This is a genomic window from Mycobacterium sp. DL440 (genome assembly GCF_011745145.1).
Lineage (GTDB): Bacteria > Actinomycetota > Actinomycetes > Mycobacteriales > Mycobacteriaceae > Mycobacterium.
In genome coordinates this window covers 1513918-1532955 of sequence record NZ_CP050191.1, presented here as the reverse complement: position 1 = coordinate 1532955, position 19038 = coordinate 1513918, and the positions used below count along the sequence as shown (strand labels likewise).

General features: G+C 67.5%; 17 protein-coding genes and 1 pseudogene. 7 read left to right on the top strand and 11 right to left on the bottom strand.

Features of this window, described 5'->3' with window-relative positions; genetic code table 11:
* Positions 1 to 78: 78 nt before the first annotated feature.
* The gene (locus tag HBE63_RS07590) at positions 79 to 1884 is read left to right on the top strand and encodes an N-acetylglutaminylglutamine amidotransferase (RefSeq protein ID WP_166904211.1); all 1806 of its coding nucleotides are present in this window, start codon (positions 79 to 81) and stop codon (positions 1882 to 1884) included.
* Positions 1881 to 3677: an N-acetylglutaminylglutamine synthetase gene (gene ngg / locus HBE63_RS07585; protein ID WP_208301319.1), complete on the top strand. Its 1797-nt coding sequence runs from the start codon at positions 1881 to 1883 to the stop codon at positions 3675 to 3677. The genes HBE63_RS07590 and ngg overlap by 4 nt, the downstream gene beginning before the upstream one ends.
* Before the next feature lie 79 nt (positions 3678 to 3756).
* Here ngg and HBE63_RS07580 read toward each other — a convergent pair whose 3' ends face one another.
* The 4 genes from HBE63_RS07580 to map all read right to left on the bottom strand — a co-directional run bounded on the left by HBE63_RS07580 (position 3757) and on the right by map (position 7510).
* Positions 3757 to 4320, bottom strand: coding sequence for an alpha/beta fold hydrolase (locus tag HBE63_RS07580; RefSeq protein WP_166904210.1), 564 nt, complete (start codon positions 4318 to 4320; stop codon positions 3757 to 3759).
* 63 nt (positions 4321 to 4383) lie between these two features.
* Positions 4384 to 5058: a hypothetical protein gene (locus HBE63_RS07575; protein ID WP_166904209.1), complete on the bottom strand. Its 675-nt coding sequence runs from the start codon at positions 5056 to 5058 to the stop codon at positions 4384 to 4386.
* 9 nt (positions 5059 to 5067) lie between these two features.
* A complete protein-coding gene (locus HBE63_RS07570; protein ID WP_243858697.1) occupies positions 5068 to 6522 on the bottom strand; it encodes a cobyric acid synthase in 1455 nt (484 codons plus the stop codon).
* Between the two features lie 130 nt (positions 6523 to 6652).
* Positions 6653 to 7510: a type I methionyl aminopeptidase gene (gene map / locus HBE63_RS07565; RefSeq protein ID WP_166904208.1), complete on the bottom strand. Its 858-nt coding sequence runs from the start codon at positions 7508 to 7510 to the stop codon at positions 6653 to 6655.
* 88 nt (positions 7511 to 7598) lie between these two features.
* Here map and HBE63_RS07560 point away from each other — a divergent pair, with 88 nt between their 5' ends.
* Entirely contained in the window at positions 7599 to 7979 is a 381-nt protein-coding gene (locus HBE63_RS07560) for a PaaI family thioesterase (RefSeq protein ID WP_166904207.1), read from the top strand.
* A 2-nt stretch (positions 7980 to 7981) separates the two neighbouring features.
* On the opposite strand, the gene HBE63_RS07555 is transcribed toward HBE63_RS07560, so the two are convergent.
* Positions 7982 to 8569 (bottom strand): DUF1707 domain-containing protein, encoded by a 588-nt coding sequence (locus tag HBE63_RS07555; RefSeq protein WP_166904206.1) that lies wholly within the window; start codon positions 8567 to 8569, stop codon positions 7982 to 7984.
* 23 nt (positions 8570 to 8592) lie between these two features.
* Positions 8593 to 10416, bottom strand: coding sequence for a penicillin-binding transpeptidase domain-containing protein (locus HBE63_RS07550; protein ID WP_166904205.1), 1824 nt, complete (start codon positions 10414 to 10416; stop codon positions 8593 to 8595).
* A gap of 169 nt (positions 10417 to 10585) precedes the next feature.
* Here HBE63_RS07550 and HBE63_RS07545 point away from each other — a divergent pair.
* Positions 10586 to 10843 (top strand): annotated as a pseudogene (locus HBE63_RS07545) (AhpC/TSA family protein); the annotation flags it as partial.
* A 17-nt stretch (positions 10844 to 10860) separates the two neighbouring features.
* Here HBE63_RS07545 and HBE63_RS07540 read toward each other — a convergent pair.
* The 5 genes from HBE63_RS07540 to sigI are packed head-to-tail and all read right to left on the bottom strand — an operon-like array spanning position 10861 to position 16240.
* On the bottom strand, positions 10861 to 11715 hold the full coding sequence (locus HBE63_RS07540; protein ID WP_166904204.1) for a GNAT family N-acetyltransferase: 855 nt from the start codon (positions 11713 to 11715) through the stop codon (positions 10861 to 10863).
* Between the two features lie 55 nt (positions 11716 to 11770).
* The gene (ispG, locus tag HBE63_RS07535; protein WP_166904203.1) at positions 11771 to 12937 is read right to left on the bottom strand and encodes a flavodoxin-dependent (E)-4-hydroxy-3-methylbut-2-enyl-diphosphate synthase; all 1167 of its coding nucleotides are present in this window, start codon (positions 12935 to 12937) and stop codon (positions 11771 to 11773) included.
* 13 nt (positions 12938 to 12950) lie between these two features.
* On the bottom strand, positions 12951 to 14171 hold the full coding sequence (locus HBE63_RS07530; RefSeq protein WP_166904202.1) for an RIP metalloprotease: 1221 nt from the start codon (positions 14169 to 14171) through the stop codon (positions 12951 to 12953).
* Complete coding sequence (gene dxr, locus HBE63_RS07525) at positions 14168 to 15364, bottom strand: 1-deoxy-D-xylulose-5-phosphate reductoisomerase (RefSeq protein WP_166909494.1); 1197 nt, start codon at positions 15362 to 15364, stop codon at positions 14168 to 14170. Before dxr ends, HBE63_RS07530 begins: the two co-directional genes overlap by 4 nt.
* 30 nt (positions 15365 to 15394) lie before the next feature.
* On the bottom strand, positions 15395 to 16240 hold the full coding sequence (sigI, locus tag HBE63_RS07520; protein WP_166904201.1) for an RNA polymerase sigma factor SigI: 846 nt from the start codon (positions 16238 to 16240) through the stop codon (positions 15395 to 15397).
* Positions 16241 to 16333: 93 nt separating this feature from the next.
* Between sigI and HBE63_RS07515 the strand changes: the two genes are divergently transcribed.
* From HBE63_RS07515 to HBE63_RS07505, 3 genes are all read left to right on the top strand, one after another.
* Entirely contained in the window at positions 16334 to 17176 is an 843-nt protein-coding gene (locus HBE63_RS07515) for an NAD(P)H-binding protein (protein WP_166904200.1), read from the top strand.
* Between the two features lie 12 nt (positions 17177 to 17188).
* Positions 17189 to 17641, top strand: a complete 453-nt coding sequence (locus HBE63_RS07510) for a nitroreductase family deazaflavin-dependent oxidoreductase (RefSeq protein ID WP_166904199.1) — start codon at positions 17189 to 17191, stop codon at positions 17639 to 17641.
* Positions 17642 to 17938: 297 nt separating this feature from the next.
* Positions 17939 to 19021, top strand: a complete 1083-nt coding sequence (locus HBE63_RS07505; protein ID WP_166904198.1) for a hypothetical protein — start codon at positions 17939 to 17941, stop codon at positions 19019 to 19021.
* The last annotated feature ends 17 nt before the right edge of the window (positions 19022 to 19038 follow it).

Genomic DNA, 19038 nt, shown 5'->3' with positions numbered 1-19038 from the left:
CCCCCGACATGTCCTGGTCACACCCCCGACACACCGCGGGTGGCGCGCCGCCGACAGATTCTGTGTAGGGTCGAACTGATGTGTGGAGCCGCCGGGGAGGTGCGTCTCGATGGCCGGACACCGGATATTTCAGGGGTGTCGGCCATGGCAGACGCGATGTCGCCCAGGGGTCCGGACGCGGCTGGTGTGTGGTCGCAAGGCCGGGTCGCGCTGGGTCACCGCCGCCTGAAAATCATTGACCTGACCGAAGCGGGCGCCCAGCCCATGGTCGATCCCGAATTGGGTTTGACCGTTTGCTGGAACGGCTGCATTTATAACTACCAGGAGCTGCGTCGGGAACTGTCCGGGCACGGCTACCGCTTCTTCTCGCACAGTGACACCGAGGTGTTGCTCAAGGCCTATCACCACTGGGGTGACCGGTTCGTCGAACACCTGATGGGCATGTTCGCGTTCGCCATCGTCGAGCGGGACACCGGCCGGGTGCTGCTTGGCCGCGATCGGCTGGGCATCAAGCCGCTGTACATCACCGAGGACAACCACCGGATCAGGTTCGCCTCGTCCCTACCGGCCCTGCTGGCCGGCGGCGGCGTCGACACCCGAATCGACCCGGTCGCACTGCACCACTACCTCACGTTCCATTCGGTGGTGCCGCCTCCGTTGACGATCCTGCAGGGCATCAAGAAGGTGCCGCCGGCTTCCGTCGTCGCGATCGAACCCGACGGCAGCCGGCACACCACCGTCTACTGGTCGCCGGACTTCACCCGGCACGCCGACCGGGCCGACTGGTCGGAAAAGGATTGGGAGGACGCGGTACTGGAGTCACTCCGGCGCGCTGTCGAGCGCCGCCTCGTGGCCGACGTGCCGGTGGGATGTCTGCTGTCGGGCGGAGTCGATTCCAGCCTCATCGTCGGGCTGCTCGCCGAGGCCGGCCAGCACGGGCTTTCCACGTTCTCGATCGGTTTCGAGTCGGTAGGTGGGGTGGCCGGTGACGAATTCAAGTACTCGGACATCATCGCCGAGCACTTCGAGACCGATCACCACCAGATCCGCATCGGCACCGACCGCATGCTGCCCGCCCTCGACGGTGCGATCAGCGCGATGAGCGAACCGATGGTCAGCCATGACTGTGTGGCCTTCTACCTGCTCAGCCAGGAAGTGTCCCGGCACGTCAAGGTGGTGCAGTCCGGGCAGGGCGCCGACGAGGTCTTCGCCGGTTACCACTGGTATCCGCCGATGGCCGAGCCAGGCGCGGCCAGCCTGGACGGTTCGGTGGACAGCTACCGGGGTGCGTTCTTCGACCGGGACACCACCGGGGTGAGCGCACTGATCAGCGAGGGCTACCGGGTCGACGGGGATCCCAGCGGGGTGTTCGTCTCCGATCACTTCGCCGCGGCTGGCGCGGCGACCGGTGTGGACCGGGCATTGCGCCTGGACACCACCGTGATGCTGGTCGACGATCCGGTGAAGCGCGTGGACAACATGACCATGGCGTGGGGGCTGGAGGGCCGGGTGCCGTTCCTCGATCACGAACTTGTCGAGTTGGCCGCCACCTGCCCGCCCAGCCTCAAGACCGCGTACGGGGGCAAGGGTGTGCTCAAACAGGCCGCCCGCCGGGTGATCCCGGCAGCAGTGATCGACCGGCCCAAGGGATACTTCCCGGTCCCCGCGCTGACCCACCTCGAGGGGCCGTACCTGGATCTCGTCCGCGACGCGCTGTATGCGCCAGAGGCCAAGGAGCGCGGTCTGTTTCGTCCCGAGGCCGTCGACCGGCTGTTGGCCGACCCGAACGGCAAGCTGACACCGTTGCGCGGCAATGAGTTGTGGCAGATCGCTCTGCTCGAGTTGTGGCTGCAGCGCCACGGGGTTACGGGGTCCGCGGCGTGACCGCCACCGAACACGACGCGTCGGCAACCCCGGTGAGCACCGAACATCCCGAACACACCGAGGCGATCACACTAGGCCTCCACGATGCCTCGCCACAGCATCTGGTCGATGCGATGGCCGAGAATGTGGTACTCGAACTGGGCTGGGGCCGACTGATTTTCGGGCAGACGTTCGCCGATCCCGAACAACTCGCCGGGGTGTTGCAGCAGGAGGGGCCTGGCCGACGGGACATCTGTATCTACGCCCGCGAGTCCCATGTACTGGTCGCCCGGTCCCCCGCCGAGCTGTTCATCGATCCGAGCCACACCTACCGGCTGCGGTTCACCGGCGAACTCACCGCCGCCAAGCCTATCGGCTTCACCGTGCGCACACTGCAGACCCCGATGGACGCCGATGCGATGAACCGGGTGTACGTGCGGTGCGGGATGGTGCCCGCACCGGTCGACGTCATCTGGCACAACCACACCCTGAACCCGGCGGTGGTCTACCTGGTGGCGGTACGCGACGACGACGGCAGTGTGGTGGGAACGGTCACCGGCATCGACCACAAGCGGTTGTTCGACGATCCGGAGGACGGGTCAAGCCTGTGGAGCCTGGCGGTCGACCCGGCAGCCGGGCTGCCCGGCGTCGGCGATGCGTTGACCCGCACCCTCGCCGGCATCTTCCTCGAACGCGGCCGGGCGTACCTGGATCTGTCTGTGGCCCATGACAATTCCGCGGCGATCGCACTCTACGAGAAGCTGGGTTTCCATCGGGTCCCGGTGCTGGCCGTCAAACGCAAGAACGCGATCAACGAACCGCTGTTCACCCATCCGCCGGAAACGGTCGACGATCTGAATCCATACGCGCGCATCATCGCCGATGAGGCGATGCGTCGCGGCATCCGCGTCGAGGTGCTCGACGCGGGCGCCGGTGAGATGCGGCTGTCGCACGGTGGGCGCAGCGTCATCACCCGAGAGTCTCTCTCGGAGTTCACGTCTGCGGTGGCCATGGCCCGATGCGACGACAAGCGCCAGACCAGGCGGATCGTCTCGGATGCCGGCATCTCGGTACCCAAGGGCCGCCTGGCCTCCTTCGACAGTGAGGACCATGCGTTTCTGGCCGAGGTGGGCGACGTGGTGGTCAAGCCCACGCGCGGCGAGCAGGGCAAGGGCATCACCGTGGGGGTGGACGGCAGCGAGGAGTTGGACGCGGCGCTGCACCGGGCCCGCGAGCAGTATCCGGAGGTGCTGATCGAGCAGCGCGCCGCCGGTGACGATCTTCGGCTGGTGGTGATCGACGGCAAGGTGGTGGCTTCGGCGATCCGCAAGCCCGCCGAGGTGATCGGCACCGGAAAACACACGGTGCGTGAGCTCATCGAGACGCAATCGCGCCGGCGGGCCGCCGCAACCGGCGGGGAATCGCGCATCCCGATCGACGACGTCACGGTGGGCACCGTCGCCGAGGCCGGCTGGTCATTCGACGATGTGCTGCCCGAGGGCGTGCGGCTGCGCGTGCGGAAGACGGCAAATCTGCATCAGGGTGGGACGATTCACGACGTCACCGCGGAGGTGAATCCCGAGCTGTGCCGCGTCGGCGTCGCAGCGGCAGAGGCCATCGGTATTCCGGTGACGGGGATCGACCTGCTGGTGCCCGATGTGACGGGCCGCGAGTACGTGTTCATCGAGGCCAACGAACGCCCCGGGCTGGCCAATCACGAGCCCCAGCCCGCGGCGGCGGCGTTTGTGGATTTCCTGTTCCCGCAGCAGCCCGGTTTGCCGCAAGCCTGGACGCCTTCGGAGGCGGCTGACTGAGCGCTTGCGCGAAGGCAGGCCGCCGACCCGACAACACCGAGGCGGCTGACTGAGCGCTCGCGCGAAGGCAGCTGCAGTTCTACCAACTACTGGTGCGCAGCACGATCTCGGCCGCCAGCTGTGCCGTGGAGTCGACGGCACTGCGTCGGCCCGGCATCTCCACCAGGCGGAAGTCGCCATAGACATACCGCTGACTGGCCTTGGCCACGGCGCGGGCCGCGGGGGTACTGACCAGCACGGTGGTGTTCATCTCCACGGGCGGGCATTCGTCGTCGCGGATCACGCCGGTAGCGTCGGCGACCCGCGGGTGACCGCGATCCACCACGACCAGGCCGGTGAACTTGTCCAACCGCGTCGCAGCCAGCGGCCAGGCGAGTTCTCCTCCGAGTCGGTCGCCGACCAGCAGCGCCCATTTGATGTCCAACGAATCGAGAATGCCGACCACGGACTTGGCGGTCAGCCGTGGATCGGGACCGATGATCACCGTGCGCAGTGATGCGGTGTGCAACCGTCGGCAGATCGGCTCGTAGGCAGCCGGGCCGTGATGGCCGGCGCTCAGCACCACCACGACGGAACCCTTCTCGGGTCCCGAGACATCGACGGGCGTGGTGAATCCGTCGATCGTCGCGACGGTGGTAAGCATTCGGTCAAACTACCGTCCAGTAGCGACGAGCGGGCCGAAATCAACATTGTCTTGACGCCTGCGTCAGCCTGCGTCCATGCGCTGGGCCTGGATGCCGAAAACGTCCAGAAACGTCTGGGGCAATACACCTTTGGCGACGATCGACGGATCCGGGGTGGGGAACGCGATGCCGAAAACTGCCCAGTTGCCGACGTTTTCGAAGGCGAAGAAGATGCTCTGCTCACTCGCGCCCAGCCGCATAGTCTGCCGATACGCCAGCGCCGACGCACGCGGCGCGGCGAGCTTGGTGGTGGTCATCGGGATGCCGCGCTCCGACGGATCGAAGTAGGTGGAGAACTCTGCGCATCGCTGCGCCGTGGCCGCCAGGCGGTCCAACGGCAGTGGCGAGGTCAGCACGGTCAGCACCATGCGCGCTCCGTCGTAGGCAGCGATGATCTGCGCGGCACTGCCCGGGCCCCGCTCGGCGGATTCGGCGATCACCCTGGTCAGCCCGTCACTGCAGCCCTCCGGGGTGGACAACATCGGCGGCGGTCCACCCGATCCACCCGGACCGGCACCCTCATCGGTGACCCGATCGACCTGCACGCCGGGCGGGAAGTCGGCGGGCGTCAGCAACACCTTCTCCAGCGTGGCGCCGGGCCAGGTGGGCGACCCGACGACCACGGGCGCGCAGCCGGCCACCGTCACCAGGGCGGCCAGCCCGACTGAAGCTGCCACCCAACGATGGCACCGAATCATCTGCCCAGGTTACCGAGGTGGACCGAGGAGCGCAGTGCTCATGGTGGGTCGCGGCGGCGGCCCGTGCTGCACCAGGTCCATCACGGCCTCGATGTCGAGATGGGCGGCCAGCAGGTCGGCCATCAGATCCAGCTGAGCGTCACGCCGGCCCGGTACGTCGATGTCGTCGGCAACCACGAACCCGGTTCGGCCGGCGCTGAGGGCGATCTCGGTGAGCCAGGCGCGGCGCAGATGGTCGTTGTCGAGCAGGCCGTGCCAGTGGGTGCCGTAGACCGCGCCACGGCGCAGCCCGACGCCGAGCCAGTCCTCTGCCGCCGTGCGGGTCACCTGCCCATGATGAATCTCATAGCCCCACAAGGGTTTCTCCCGGTGCCGCACGGTCTTCGAGGGCGCGAACTCGATGTCGGCGTCGAGTAGGCCCAACCCCTCAACGGATACGGCTGCGGCCGCTCCAGCCTCGACGGCGTCGTCGATACGACGGCACAGCATCTGGAACCCGCCACACACACCGAGCACGGGCCGTCCCTGCGCGGCGTGCGCCAGGATGGCCTCGGCCAGGCCGCGTTGCCGCAGCCAGGCCAGGTCGCTGACGGTGGCCTTGCTGCCGGGGATCACCACCAGGTCGACGCCGGCGAGGTCGGCGGCATCGGCGACCCACCGCACCGCGACACCCGGTTCGCAGGCCAGGGCCTCGATGTCGGTCGAGTTGGAGATGCGCGGCAGCCTGATCGCGGCGACGGTGAGCGTCTGCGCCCCACGGGGCGGCTGCGGTGCGCCCACCATGCCGCCAGGCCGGACCGACACCGAATCCTCGGTGTCGAGCCAGATTCCGTCATCAAACGGGATCACACCATAGGTCGGGCGACCGGTCAGCTCGAGCAGCTGACGCAGGCCGGGTTCGAGTAGGGCCGGGTCACCGCGGAACTTGTTGACGACGAATCCCGCGATGAGCGCTTGATCCTCGGGGGCCAGGACGGCCACGGTGCCGTGCAGGTGGGCCAGCAGCCCGCCGCGGTCGATGTCGCCCACCACGATGACCGGCAGGTCCGCCGCGCGGGCCAGTCCCATGTTGGCCAGGTCCGTGGCACGCAAGTTGATCTCGGCCGGTGAGCCGGCCCCTTCACAGATCACCACGTCGAATTCGGATCGGAGCGACGCCAATTCGTCAGCGACGACCACGGCGAGCCGGTCCCGGTGGGTGAAGTAGTCGCCCGCGGCCACGGTTCCGGCCACTTGGCCGCGAACCACCAGCTGCGACGTGCGGTCCCCGCCGGGCTTGAGCAGGATGGGGTTGAATCGGGTGCTGGGCGCCAGCCCCGCGGCCCTGGCCTGCATCGCCTGGGCGCGGCCGATCTCGCCGCCGTCGACGGTGACCGCCGAGTTGTTCGACATGTTCTGCGCCTTGAACGGCGCCACGGACAGACCCCTGCGGGCCAACAACCGGCACAGCCCGGCCACGACCATCGACTTGCCGGCATCCGAGGTGGTGCCGGCGACGAGCAGCGCCCCGCTCACTTTTCCCGCGCGAGCAGACACGCAGGTACCCGAATTCCGGGCATGTCGGGTACTTTCACGTCTGCTCGCGAAGGGGGTCTCACGGCAGCGTGAGGATCTCGGCGCCGTCCTCGGTGACCACCAGGGTGTGCTCGAACTGCGCGGTCCACTTGCCGTCCTTCGTCACCACGGTCCAGTCGTCGTCCCAGATCTCGTAGTCCAGCGATCCGAGGTTGATCATCGGTTCGATGGTGAAGGTCATGCCCGGTTCCAGCACGGTCTCGACGGCAGGCTGATCGTAGTGCAGCACCACCAGCCCGTTGTGGAACGTCGTGCCGATGCCGTGCCCCGTGAAGTCACGAACAACGTTGTAGCCGAACCGGTTTGCGTAGGCCTCGATCACCCGGCCGACGATCGACAGTGCCCGCCCGGGCTTGACGGCCTTGATGGCACGCATGGTCGCCTCGTGGGTGCGCTCGACGAGCAGTCGGTTTTCCTCAGAGACGTCGCCGGCCAGGAAGGTGGCATTGGTATCGCCGTGCACGCCGTCGATATAGGCGGTCACGTCGATGTTCACGATGTCACCGTCTTCGATCACCGTCGAGTCCGGGATGCCGTGGCAGATCACCTCATTCAGCGAGGTGCAGCAGGATTTGGGAAATGCCTTGTAGCCCAACGTCGATGGATAGGCGCCGTGATCGATCATGTAGTCGTGGGCGATACGGTCCAGCTCATCGGTGGTGACGCCGGGCGCCACGGCCTTGCCGGCCTCGGCCAGGGCGGCCGCCGCGATCCGTCCCGCGACGCGCATCTTCTCGATCACCTCGGGCGTCTGCACCCAGGGTTCGCTGCCTTCCTGCACCGTCGACTTCCACGCGTACTCCGGCCGCGGGATCGACTTGGGAACCGGCAGGGTCGGTGACTGCACGCCGGGGCGCAGGGCGGTACGAACTGGCATGTGGACAGCTTAATCGTCAGCCCACCGAGAGCGCCCCTCTCAGGAACCGGTAATGGTGTTACCGTACGGGGATGATTGAGGCACGGCGATGACCGAAACCGTTCATGTGCTGCAACTACTCGATTACCGCGAGGTGGAGTCGACCGCTGACCGCCTGGTGCTGGAGATGGACAACCGGCCCGACCTCGCCAACGTCCGCGGCGCCCTGCAGGGCGGGCTGGTGGCCACCCTGATCGATATCGCCGCAGGCATGCTGGCCGGCAATTCCAGCGGTGTCGGTTATGACGTGACGACCGCCGACCTCAACATCCACTTCCTGGCCCCGATCATGGGCACGGCCCGCGCGGAGGCGAAGGTGGTGCGAGCCGGCAAACGGCTCATCGTGACGTCGGTCGATGTCACCGACGTCACCCGGGATCGGCTCGCCGCTCGGGCGACGCTGACGTTCGCGGTGCTTGAGCCGCGTTGACCTCAGGTCCGGCGCAGCATCAGCTTCCAGTTCCGGCGCGGCCCACGGATATCCACTGAACCGCACACCACTTTGCCGGTGAGAATGATGTGTGGGGTGCCGTCGGCCGGCGCGTCGCGGCGGTGATCGTCGGCGCTGCCCACGATCACCTCGACATCGTCGATCGATGCGCTGGCCGCCTCGGGCAGCCGGATCTCGAGGGACCCGAATTTCATATCCAGCTCGATGACCACCATCGGTCCGGCGAACCGGGCCCGGGTCAGGTCCAGCTCGACCGAACCCATCCGGCGAACCAATGCCAGGCGGGTCGGGACCGTCCATTCGCCCTGGCGTTTCAGCGAACCGAGCACACCACGCAACTCGACGCGGTCGGTGGCGGTGGTGACGATCGCCCCGGGCCCCGGCAGATCCCCCACCAACGCATCGAGGTCTGCGTGCAGCCGAGCCTGCGACACCATGGCCGAACGTTCCTCGAACTCGGCAATGTCGATCAGGCCGAGCGCGACGGCGTTGTGCAGTCTCCGCATCGTCCCGTTGCGATCGGCATCGGAGACGCGCAGGTCCACGGACTGTTCATTGATCCCTGTCATGGCAGGTTCAACGGTACCGCCGTTCAGGCCAGGTAGGCGGGGGGCAGGCCATCGAACATGGTCTTGCACATCCGCACCGCGTACTCCGAACTGCCGCCGCCGACGATCAGCGCCGCGAACGCCATGTCCCCGCGGTATCCGGCGAACCAGGAGTGCGAGCCACCCATGAATTCGGCCTCACCGGTCTTGCCGTGCACATCGCCGAGCCCATTGAGGTCCTTGGCCGTCCCATTGGTCACCACGAGTCGCATCATCGGCCGCAATCCGTCGATCATCTTCGGGCTGATCGGGGCACCCGCGCGGTCGACCATGGTCTGGCGCCCCTCGATGAGTTGCGGCACCGGCGTCCTGCCCGCCGCGACAGTCGCGGCCGCCAGCGCCATGCCGAATGGGCTGACCAGCACCTTGCCCTGGCCGAAGCCATCCTCGGTGCGCTCGGCCAGGTCCACCGTCGGCGGCACCGAACCGGTCAGCGTGTCGATGCCGCCCACCTGATAGTCGGTGCCGATGCCGTAACGGGCGGCGGCCTGGGTGAGACCGCGTGGAGGCATCCGGCTGGCCAGTTCACCGAAGGTGGTGTTGCACGAGTTGGCGAATGCCCGTGACATCGGCACCGTGCCGAGATCGAATGCGTCGTAGTTGGTGACGGTCCGGTGCCCGATGTCGAGTGTGCCGGGGCACCCCAACAGGGTGTTGGGCGTTGCCATGTCACGCTCGATGGCCGCCCCCGCGGTGATCATCTTGAAGGTCGAACCGGGCGGGAACTGCCCCATGGTGGCGAGCGGTCCGACGGCGTCGGCAGCCCCGTTCTGCGCGACCGCCAGGATCTCGCCCGTGGACGGTTTGATCGCGACGATCATCGCCTGCTTGCCCGTGGTGTTGACCGCGTTCTGCGCCGCGTCCTGCACAGCGCGGTCCAGGCTGATGGTGATCGACGGTGCCGGATCGCCGGCCACCTCGTTGAGCACGTCGACGTCGACGCCGTTCTGGTTGACCGTGACCACCCGCCAGCCCGGCTGCCCGTCGAGCTGGTCGGCCACCGACTTCTTGACCTCGTTGACGATCGCCGGGGCGAAAGTTTCGTCGGTGGGCAGCATTTCAGGCTGTGGGGTGACGACGACACCGGGTAGCCGGCCGATGGCGGGCGCGATCCGGTCGTTGTCAGCTTGCCTCAGTGTGATCAGGCTCATCGGCTGCGCGGACGCGCTGGCCTGCTCAGCGAGTCGCTGGGGGTCGCCCAGGGCGGGGTCGAATCCCCGCAGCGCGTCGGCGACCGCCCGGGACGTCGGCATCAGCGCGGTACCGGCCGCCCTGGCGTCGAGTGCGTAGGCATAGATGTAGCCGGGGACCAGCACATCGGTACCGCCACGCTCGTTGACCGATGCCCGTCGTGGTGCGTCGGCCCGCAGCGCGAAGGTCTGGTGCTCACCCAGCCTCGGGTGCAGTCCGGTGGCGCTCCAGCGCACCTCCCACCGGCCCTCCTCGCGGATCATGTTGAGCTGTCCGTCGTAGGTCCAAGTGCGGTTCTTCGGCAGGTGCCACGTGTAGCGGTAGGTGACGCTGCCGGTATCCCCGGCGTACTTCGAACCCAGGATCTGCGCGTCCAGTCCGGTGGCCTGCAATCCGTTCCACGCTTCACCGAGAGCGGTCTTGGCGTCGTCGGGCCGGTCGGCCAGCACCGCTGCGCCGGCGGTGTCACCAGTGGCCAGTGCCGCGAAGAACTGTTCGGCGGCGGGCTCAGGCCCGTCGGGCCGCGGGGTGCAGGCACTGAGCGCCGTTGCCCCGAGGACCGCGATGACCGTCAACAGGCCTGCGGTCCGTGTGACTGATGATGTTTGAGTTGCCATTGAGGCTGATGGTATGAACGTGGATGCCGGTTTCGTCGGAGGCGCACCGATACCGAACCGACACTGTGGTGAGACCGGCCGGTTGCCCGCTTCACATGTCCAGGGCACTCAACAGGATTTCGAGGCCGCGCCGGAACTCCTCATCGGGTTGCATGCCGCGTGCCACCGCCGACAGTTCGGTGTCAAATCCAGCCCCCGCGCCCTGCTCGACCCCCGCAGCTGGCCGGCGATCATCCGGGGCAGCGTCCTGGCACTGCGCGGCCGATTCCGGGCCCCCGCCGGTAGGCAGGCCGGAGGGCGGCTCGGGCTACCCGCGGATTTCCTGATCGGGCCGGACGGCGTGGTGCTTGCGGCCAAATACGGCACACATGCCGACGATCAATGGTCGGTCGATGACGTGCTGGCACAGGCCGCCGCACAGCGGTGACACCGACCCGAAAGCGCTCAGTCCAGCAAGATGGTGGCGAACGTGCCGACCTGCTCGAATCCGATGCGGGCGTAGGTCGCCCTGGCCACCGTGTTGTAGCTGTTGACGTACAGGCTCGCGATGCGGCCCGAGGCCACCACGGCGGTCGCCAGCGCCGCGGTCCCCGAGGTGCCGAGCCCGTGGCCGCGCCACTCCGGATGCACCCACACTCCCTGGATCTGGCCGACCGAAGGCGACTGTGACCCGACCTCGGCCTTGAACACCACCTCGCCGCGCTCGAATCGGGCCCACGCCCGTCCCGCGGCGATCAGGCTGGCAATGCGGCGACGGTAACCACGGCCGCCGTCCCCGAGCCGCGGGTCGACGCCGACCTCGCCGATGAACATGTCGATCGCCGCCACCAAATAGGTGTCGAGCTCCTCCATCCGCACCGGGCGGACCGCCGGGTCGATCATGCAGTGCGGCATCGAGTTCAGCGCCATCAACGGCTGTTGCTCACGGACGTCACGGGCGGTACCCCACACCGATTCCAGCCGCCGCCACATGGGCATCACCAACTCGGCACGGCCGACCAGCGATGAGCACCGACGCGCGGTGCTCATCGCCTTGTCCGAGAACGCCTTGAGGTCCTCGGCGTCACCACGCAACGGAATCAGATTGGGCCCGGCGTAACACAGCGACTCGGTGACACCGCGCCGTGTCCACAGCTCCCCGCCGATCGCGCCATGTTCGACACCGAACTCGGCGACGCGTGCGGCAACCATGCAGGACCCCACCGGGTCCTCGTCGAACACCTGCAGGCAGGGGGTGGCGTCGCGCACCACGGAAACCCGTCGCTCATCGACGAGTCGGAACAGCGGCGGTGCCGACATTGGCGATTCCCTCTGCTCAAGCCAAGGCTGGGTGACCCCGCTCACAGGGTCGCTATCAGCTTACGGTCACCACTGGCGAACCGCTGGCATCATCTGAACCCGCCTCCGTGCCCATTTCGGACGCCAGGCGCATCGCCTCTTCGATCAGAGTCTCGACGATCTGCGCCTCGGGCACGGTCTTGATGACCTCACCCTTGACGAAAATCTGGCCCTTGCCGTTGCCGGAGGCAACCCCGAGATCGGCCTCGCGGGCCTCACCCGGACCGTTGACCACACAGCCCATCACGGCGACCCGCAGTGGCACGTCGAGCCCGTCCAGGCCCGCACTCACCGCGTTGGCCAGCGTGTACACGTCGACCTGCGCCCGCCCGCACGACGGGCAGGACACGATCTCCAGACCACGCGGCCGCAGGTTCAGCGACTCCAGGATCTGATTGCCCACCTTGACCTCTTCGGCCGGCGGCGCAGACAAGGACACCCGGATGGTGTCGCCGATGCCCTGCGACAGCAATGCGCCGAACGCGACCGCGGACTTGATGGTGCCCTGGAACGCCGGCCCGGCTTCGGTGACACCGAGGTGCAGCGGGTAGTCACACTGGGCGGCCAGCTGGCGGTACGCCTCGACCATGATCACGGGATCATTGTGCTTGACGCTGATCTTGATGTCGCCGTAGCCGTGCTCCTCGAACAGCGACGCCTCCCACAGCGCGGATTCGACCAGCGCCTCGGGGGTGGCCTTGCCGTACTTCTGCATCAACCGTGGATCCAGCGAGCCGGCGTTGACGCCGATCCGGATCGGGATGCCCGCGTCACCCGCGGCCTTGGCCACCTCTTTGACCCGGCCGTCGAACTCTTTGATGTTGCCGGGGTTGACGCGCACGGCCGCACAGCCGGCGTCGATCGCGGCGAAGATGTACTTGGGCTGGAAGTGGATGTCGGCGATCACCGGGATCTGGCTGTGCCGGGCGATCTCGGCGAGCGCATCGGCGTCCTCCTGCCGGGGGCAGGCCACCCGCACGATGTCGCAGCCCGACGCGGTCAGCTCCGCGATCTGCTGCAGCGTGGCGTTGACGTCGTGAGTCTTGGTGGTGCACATGGACTGCACGGCAATCGGGTGCTCGCTGCCGATGCCGACACCGCCCACGTCGAGCTGCCGGGTCTTGCGCCGCGGCGCCAGCGTCGGCGCCGGGGGTGCGGGCATTCCCAAACCGATGGACGTCATGTTGTGGGATCTCCTACTGGAAAATGCTGAGTGGGTTGACCAGGTCTGCGGTCACGGTCAGCAGCATGTAGCTGACCACTACCAGCAACACCGCATATGTGGCGGGCATGAGTTTGAGGTAGTTGACCGGGCCTGCGGCCACTTTGCCGCGGGCCGCCCGGAACATGTTGCGGATCTTCTCGTACGTCGCCACCGCGATGTGGCCGCCGTCGAACGGCAGCAGCGGCACCAGGTTGATCGCGCCGAGGACAAAGTTCAACTGCGCCAGGAAGAACCAGAACGCCACCCACAGCCCGGCCTCGACCGTCTCGCCGCCGATGATGCTCGCACCGACCACGCTGATCGGGGTTTCCTTGTCGCGCTCACTGCCACCGATGGCCTCTACCAGGGCACCGATCTTGGTGGGGATCTTGGCCAGCGACTTACCCAGTTCGACCGCCATGTCACCGGTGAAGGAGATCGTCGCGGGTACGGCGGCGACGGGACTGTACGGCGTCGGCGGCTGAACCGGGACCGCACTGACGCCGATCGCGCCGACAGTGACGGGAGCCTTCGCGTCCGCGCTGGTGAACCGCTGCGTCTGGGTCACATCGACAACGGTGTTGATGGTCTGGCCGTCACGCTTGAGTTCGATGTTCACCGGGCCGTCGAGCTTGCGGATCGCGGCGGCCATCGAGGAGAAATCGGAGACCTTGGTGTCACCGACCTTGACGACTTCGTCGCCGGCTCGGATGCCGGCCTGCGCCGCAGGCCCGGACCCAGTGCACTCCCCCATCTTGTCGAGGCTCACTTGTGCTGCCACACAACCGGTTTCGCCAACCACTGCGCTGGTGGGCGCGGTGATGTTGGGCAGGCCCCACATGATCGCGATGGCGTACAGGAGCACCAGGCCGATGATGAAGTTCATCGCGGGCCCGGCGAACAGCACCGCGACGCGCTTCCACACCTTCTGCTTGTACATCGCATAAGGCCGGTCTTCCGGCGCGATCTCATCGACCGAGGTCATACCCGCGATATCGCAGAATCCGCCCAGTGGGATGGCTTTGATGCCGTACTCGGTGTCCCCGAGTTTGTTGGGGCGACGCGTCGACCACAATGTCGGGCCGAAACCCACGAAGTAGCGGCGGACTTTCATCCCGGTGGCGCGCGCCACCCACATGTGGCCACATTCGTGCAGGGCCACCGAAATCAGGATGGCCAGCGCGAACAGCGCGACGCCGATAGCGAACATCATTTGGTGACGAGCCCTTTTCTCGTGGATTTCTGCCCGAAGCGCGTGTCGATGGCCGTCCCTGCCTTTTCTCTGGCCCACCGCTGCGCGTCGAGTACTTCTTCCACGGTAGCGGGTTCGGCAGCCCACTGGTCGGCAGCGTGCAACACGTCACCGACGGTGTCGACGATCGCCGGGAACGGGATCCGACCCTGAAGGAAGGCTTCCGCTGACTCCTCGTTGGCCGCGTTGTACACCGCCGTCAGGCAGCCGCCGCGCGTTCCGGCCGCCCGCGCCAGATTCACCGCCGGGAACACCTCGTTGTCCAGAGGGAGAAACTCCCAGGTCGAGGCCGTGGTGAAGTCACAGGCCAGGGCCGCGCCGGCAACCCGCTCGGGCCAGCCCAGCGCCAGCGCGATCGGCAGTTTCATGTCCGGCGGGCTGGCCTGAGCCAGGGTCGAGCCGTCGGTGAAGGTGGCCATCGAGTGCACGATCGACTGCGGATGGACCACGACCTCGATGCGCTCGTAGTCGATGCCGAACAGGAGATGGGTTTCGATCAACTCCAGGCCCTTGTTGATCAGGGTCGCCGAGTTCAGCGTGTTCATTGGGCCCATCGACCAGGTCGGATGCTTGCCGGCCTGCTCCGGGGTGACCGATTCCAGGTCAGCGGCCGACCATCCGAGGAACGGACCGCCGGACGCGGTGAGCACGATCTTGGCGACCTCGTCGGCCGTGCCGCCGCGCAGGCACTGGGCCATGGCGGAATGTTCGGAATCCACCGGGACGATCTGCCCGGGTGCGGCGGCCTTGAGCACCAGCGGCCCCCCGGCGACCAGTGACTCCTTGTTGGCCAGAGCCAGGCGCGCACCGGTGGCCAGGGCGGCCAGCGTGGGCGCCAGCCCCAGTGCCCCGACCAGCGCGTTGAGCACCACATCGGCCTCAGTGTTCTCGACCAGCCGGGTGGCCGCGTCGGGCCCGGCATAGGTGACGTCGCCGACCTTCTCCGCGGCGGCCGCGTCGGCCACTGCGATGTTGGTGACGCCGGTCGCGGCGCGCTGGGCGGCGAGCAGGTCGGGGTTACCCCCACCGGCAGCCAGGCCGACGACCTCGAACCGGTCCGGATTGGCTGCGATGACGTCGAGCGCCTGCGTACCGATGGATCCGGTGCTTCCGAGGATCAGCACGCGCTGCCGCGCTGGGGAATCGCTCACCAGTCCATTGTGCCGCGCTGTGACCGGCGTCCCCTAATGCATCCGGGCCGACGGATCGGCGGTGGCCTCGATCTTGAGCACCAGCCCGTCGCGGATGGTCAGCACCACGACGGCGAACAGCCGGTGCCGGTCGTAGGCCAGCAGCACAGGCTCGGCCGCGCACACCACCGTCGCCCCCGGCCCGAGGTAGCGGAGCAGGTTTGTCGCGACTTCCCTGCGGCCGTGGTTGACCTGACGGAGGGCCGGGTCGGTGAGCACGGTGCCGACACCCCAGACACTCGCGTCGAGCACCGAGGCCAACGCCTCCACGTCACCGTTGGCACACGCGGTGATGAACGCATCGGTGACCTGCCGGTGCTCGTCGGCACTGACCTCGTCCAGCGTCGGCGCGGCGCCGGTCACCTTCGTCCGGGCCCGACGCGCCAACTGGCGGCACGTTCCGACCGGGCGTCCCACCGTGTCGGCGATGTCGTCGAACGGGATCCGGAAGATGTCGTGCAGTACGAATGCGACGCGCTCGCCGGGACTGAGCCGGGTGAGCACCGCCAGCAGCGCCGAGCCGACCTGGTCGTCGAGCGTGACGCGGTCTGCCGGGTCGGAGCCGACAGCCGCGGTGGTGTCGAGTGCGGCGGAGCCGTCGGGGCGTTCGAATCGGGCCCGCGCGGACCGCAGGACATCCAGCGACAGCCGGCCGGCCACCACGGTCAACCAGGCCCGGACATCATCGAGGTGTTCCTGGTCGGCGCGGGCCAGCCGAAGAAATGCCTCTTGTGCGACGTCTTCGGCGTCGCCGATGTCGCCCAGCATCCGGTAGGCGAGGTTGACCAGATATGGGTGATGGTCGCGCCACGCCGCCTCGAGACGGACAGATCTGTTCATGTGTGTACGACGAATCCGGGGTCCGGAAAGTTACCGGATCTCCGATCCGACTTCTGTTGTAACTTTTTGGACGGCCGCCCCGTCCTTGATCGCATGAACACAATTCTCGTCACGGGCGCAACCGGCAACGTCGGCCGCCCGCTCGTCTCCGAACTCGTCCATGCCGGTGCCCGCGTGCGCGCCGTCACCCGCGATCCGGACGCCGCCGGGTTCCCGCCCGGTGTCGAAGCGGTGCGATCTGCTGCCGAAGGTATGGCAGGCGCATCGGCGGTCTTACTCAATTCCCGGGCCCTGGGGCAGGAACTCGCCGCGACAGTCGAACTGGCCCGCGCCGCCGGGGTGCAACGCCTCGTCGCATTGTCGGCGATCAACGCCGATGACGACGACTCCCGGCAACCGTCACGTGTGCGCGGTGACCGCAACCGCGAAGTCGAGGAGCTGGCCGTGGCTTCCGGCCTGGAGTGGGTCAGCCTGCGCCCCACGGTGTTCGCATCCAACTTCGCCGGCATGTGGTCGGCGCAGATCCGGGCCGGCGATGTGGTGAGCGGACCGTACGCCGGCGCATCCACGGCGGTGATCGTCGACGCCGACATCTCCGCTGTTGCCGCGGTCGCGCTGCTCACCGACGACCTTGTGGGACAGCGCATCCCGCTGACGGGGCCGCATGCGCTGACCAACACCGAACTGGTAGCCACGATCGGGCGGGTACTGGGACGGCCGCTGCACTATCGCGAGGTGCCCACCGACGTGGCGCGGCAGCGGTTCGTCGATCTGGGCTTTCCGGCTGCGTTCGCCGATGCCTACATGGGCCTGTTGGCCGACACGGTCGAACGGCCCGCACTGGTTACCCAGGAGGTGGACAAGATTCTCGGTAGGCCGGCCACGCCGTTCGGCGATTGGGTAGCCGACCACGGTGAGCTCTTCACCAATAACTGAGGAGGACAAGACATGTCGGAGCACACGACCGAGCCGCGCCCACCGCGCTGGCTCAAGCCGATGAACAAGTTCATGATGGCAGTGCAGCGCGTCGGCATCCCGACCGGGCCGGCGATGGTGCTGACCGTTCCGGGCCGCAAGACGGGCAAACCGCGCAGCACTCCGATGACACCGTTCGACCACGACGGCGGGCTCTACACGGTGGCGGGCTACCCCGGCTCGGACTGGGCGGCCAATGCGCGCGCCGCCGATACCGGAACACTCGCCCGAGGCCGACGGTCCCGGACGGTCAGGATCGTCGAACTCACGCCGGACCAGTCGCGTCCGGTGCTGCGAGCGTTCGCGGTCAAGGTTCCGGTCGGTGTCGGCTTCGCCAAGCGCAGCGGCCTGGTGGTCGACGGCACACCCGACGAATTCGAGGCACTGGCAGGGCGTTTGACGGTGTTCCGGTTCGATCCGGCCTAAGTGGATACTGGTCGGTACGCCACCTGACTGGCCGGGGCTCCGAGGCGGTTATGCCGAGCATTCAGGTCAGCATGTGGCTGCAATCCTGGGCATAGAGCACACCGGTGCGGGCCTGCAGCCCTGAATTTCTCGTCTCCGTCGACCGGGCCGTCCGAGGGCTGCAACCCGTTGTCGACGGTGCCGGAGTAGGTCTTCAGTTCGAGCCGAGCCGCGGTGCCCTCCGGGGTGCCGACTGAGATGGCTCCGGATGCGGTGTGCGCGAGGCGGTCACCTCGAGGCGACCGTATGCTCGGGCGGATGAACTCTGCCGAGGACGCCCGGGTGGTCCCCGTGACTGCTCGGACCGAGTATCTGACCCGCCGCCACCGCAGGTCCGCCGTCGCGTCGAGCACTGCTCTGGTGACCGGGATGGTCACGCTGGTGGCGCTGAGCTACGCCGAAGTGTCTGGCCTGGTCACGGCGGTCGTCGTGGCGATATTCATCGCTGCCGGACTGGCCGCGGTGGCCCATGGACGGCTGGAGAAGCCGGGCGCGATACTGATCACGGTCGATGACGACACCGTCTATCTCGGTGACGAGTTCCACGGGATCGTCAGCTACCCGCTGTCGTCGCTGATCGCGGTGGGTCAAGCGGGACCGGCCGATGACACCACGACCGATGGTCGGCTATTGACGGTGCGCGGCCAGAAGTACCTGACACTGACCTTCGCCGCCGACGCCGGCAGCGAGGAGTGGCGGGTGGCCGTGGTCGGGTCCGATCCCGCGGCGGCCGAGATCCTCCGCCGTTTGGAATCGACGTTGCCCGACTCCGAACCCGGGGTAGAACCGCCGGTTTCGGGATCGCGGATCGCCGACGCCGGAACCGACGAGGCGGCGCAGCGGTTATGGGAAGACGCCGCCCGGCGTCACAGCGACATCCTCGGCGCGTACGGCGCCTACGAACTCGACCCGGCGATGCTGTTGCGCTATCCCGCGATCACCGACGTGACCGTCGAACCCACGCAGACGTTCCACGTCGCCCTGGACGAGGCCCAGGCATTGCGCACCGAGCACTACCCGGGCAACCGTGGACTGGCCGACGCCTACCAACAGGCGGTGGTGACCCTGCGCCGGGCCTGGATCGCCTGCGAATCGCACGGGAAGAAGGTCGGCACGTCCTACCTCGATGCGTCCGAACGCGCTGAACTGGATACCGCACTCAAGCTGTACAACCACGCCACATCGAGCACCACACCTGCCGAGCAGGCGACGTACTACGGTCGCGTCCGCGACATCGTCACCAAACTCGTCGACCGTGGCGTTCTACACCCACCCAAAGTGCAACTCGCGCAACTGGAAGGCGTCACACGGCGGGCCATCGAGGCCGCCAGGCCGAGCTGAGTCCGGCGGCGGCCCGG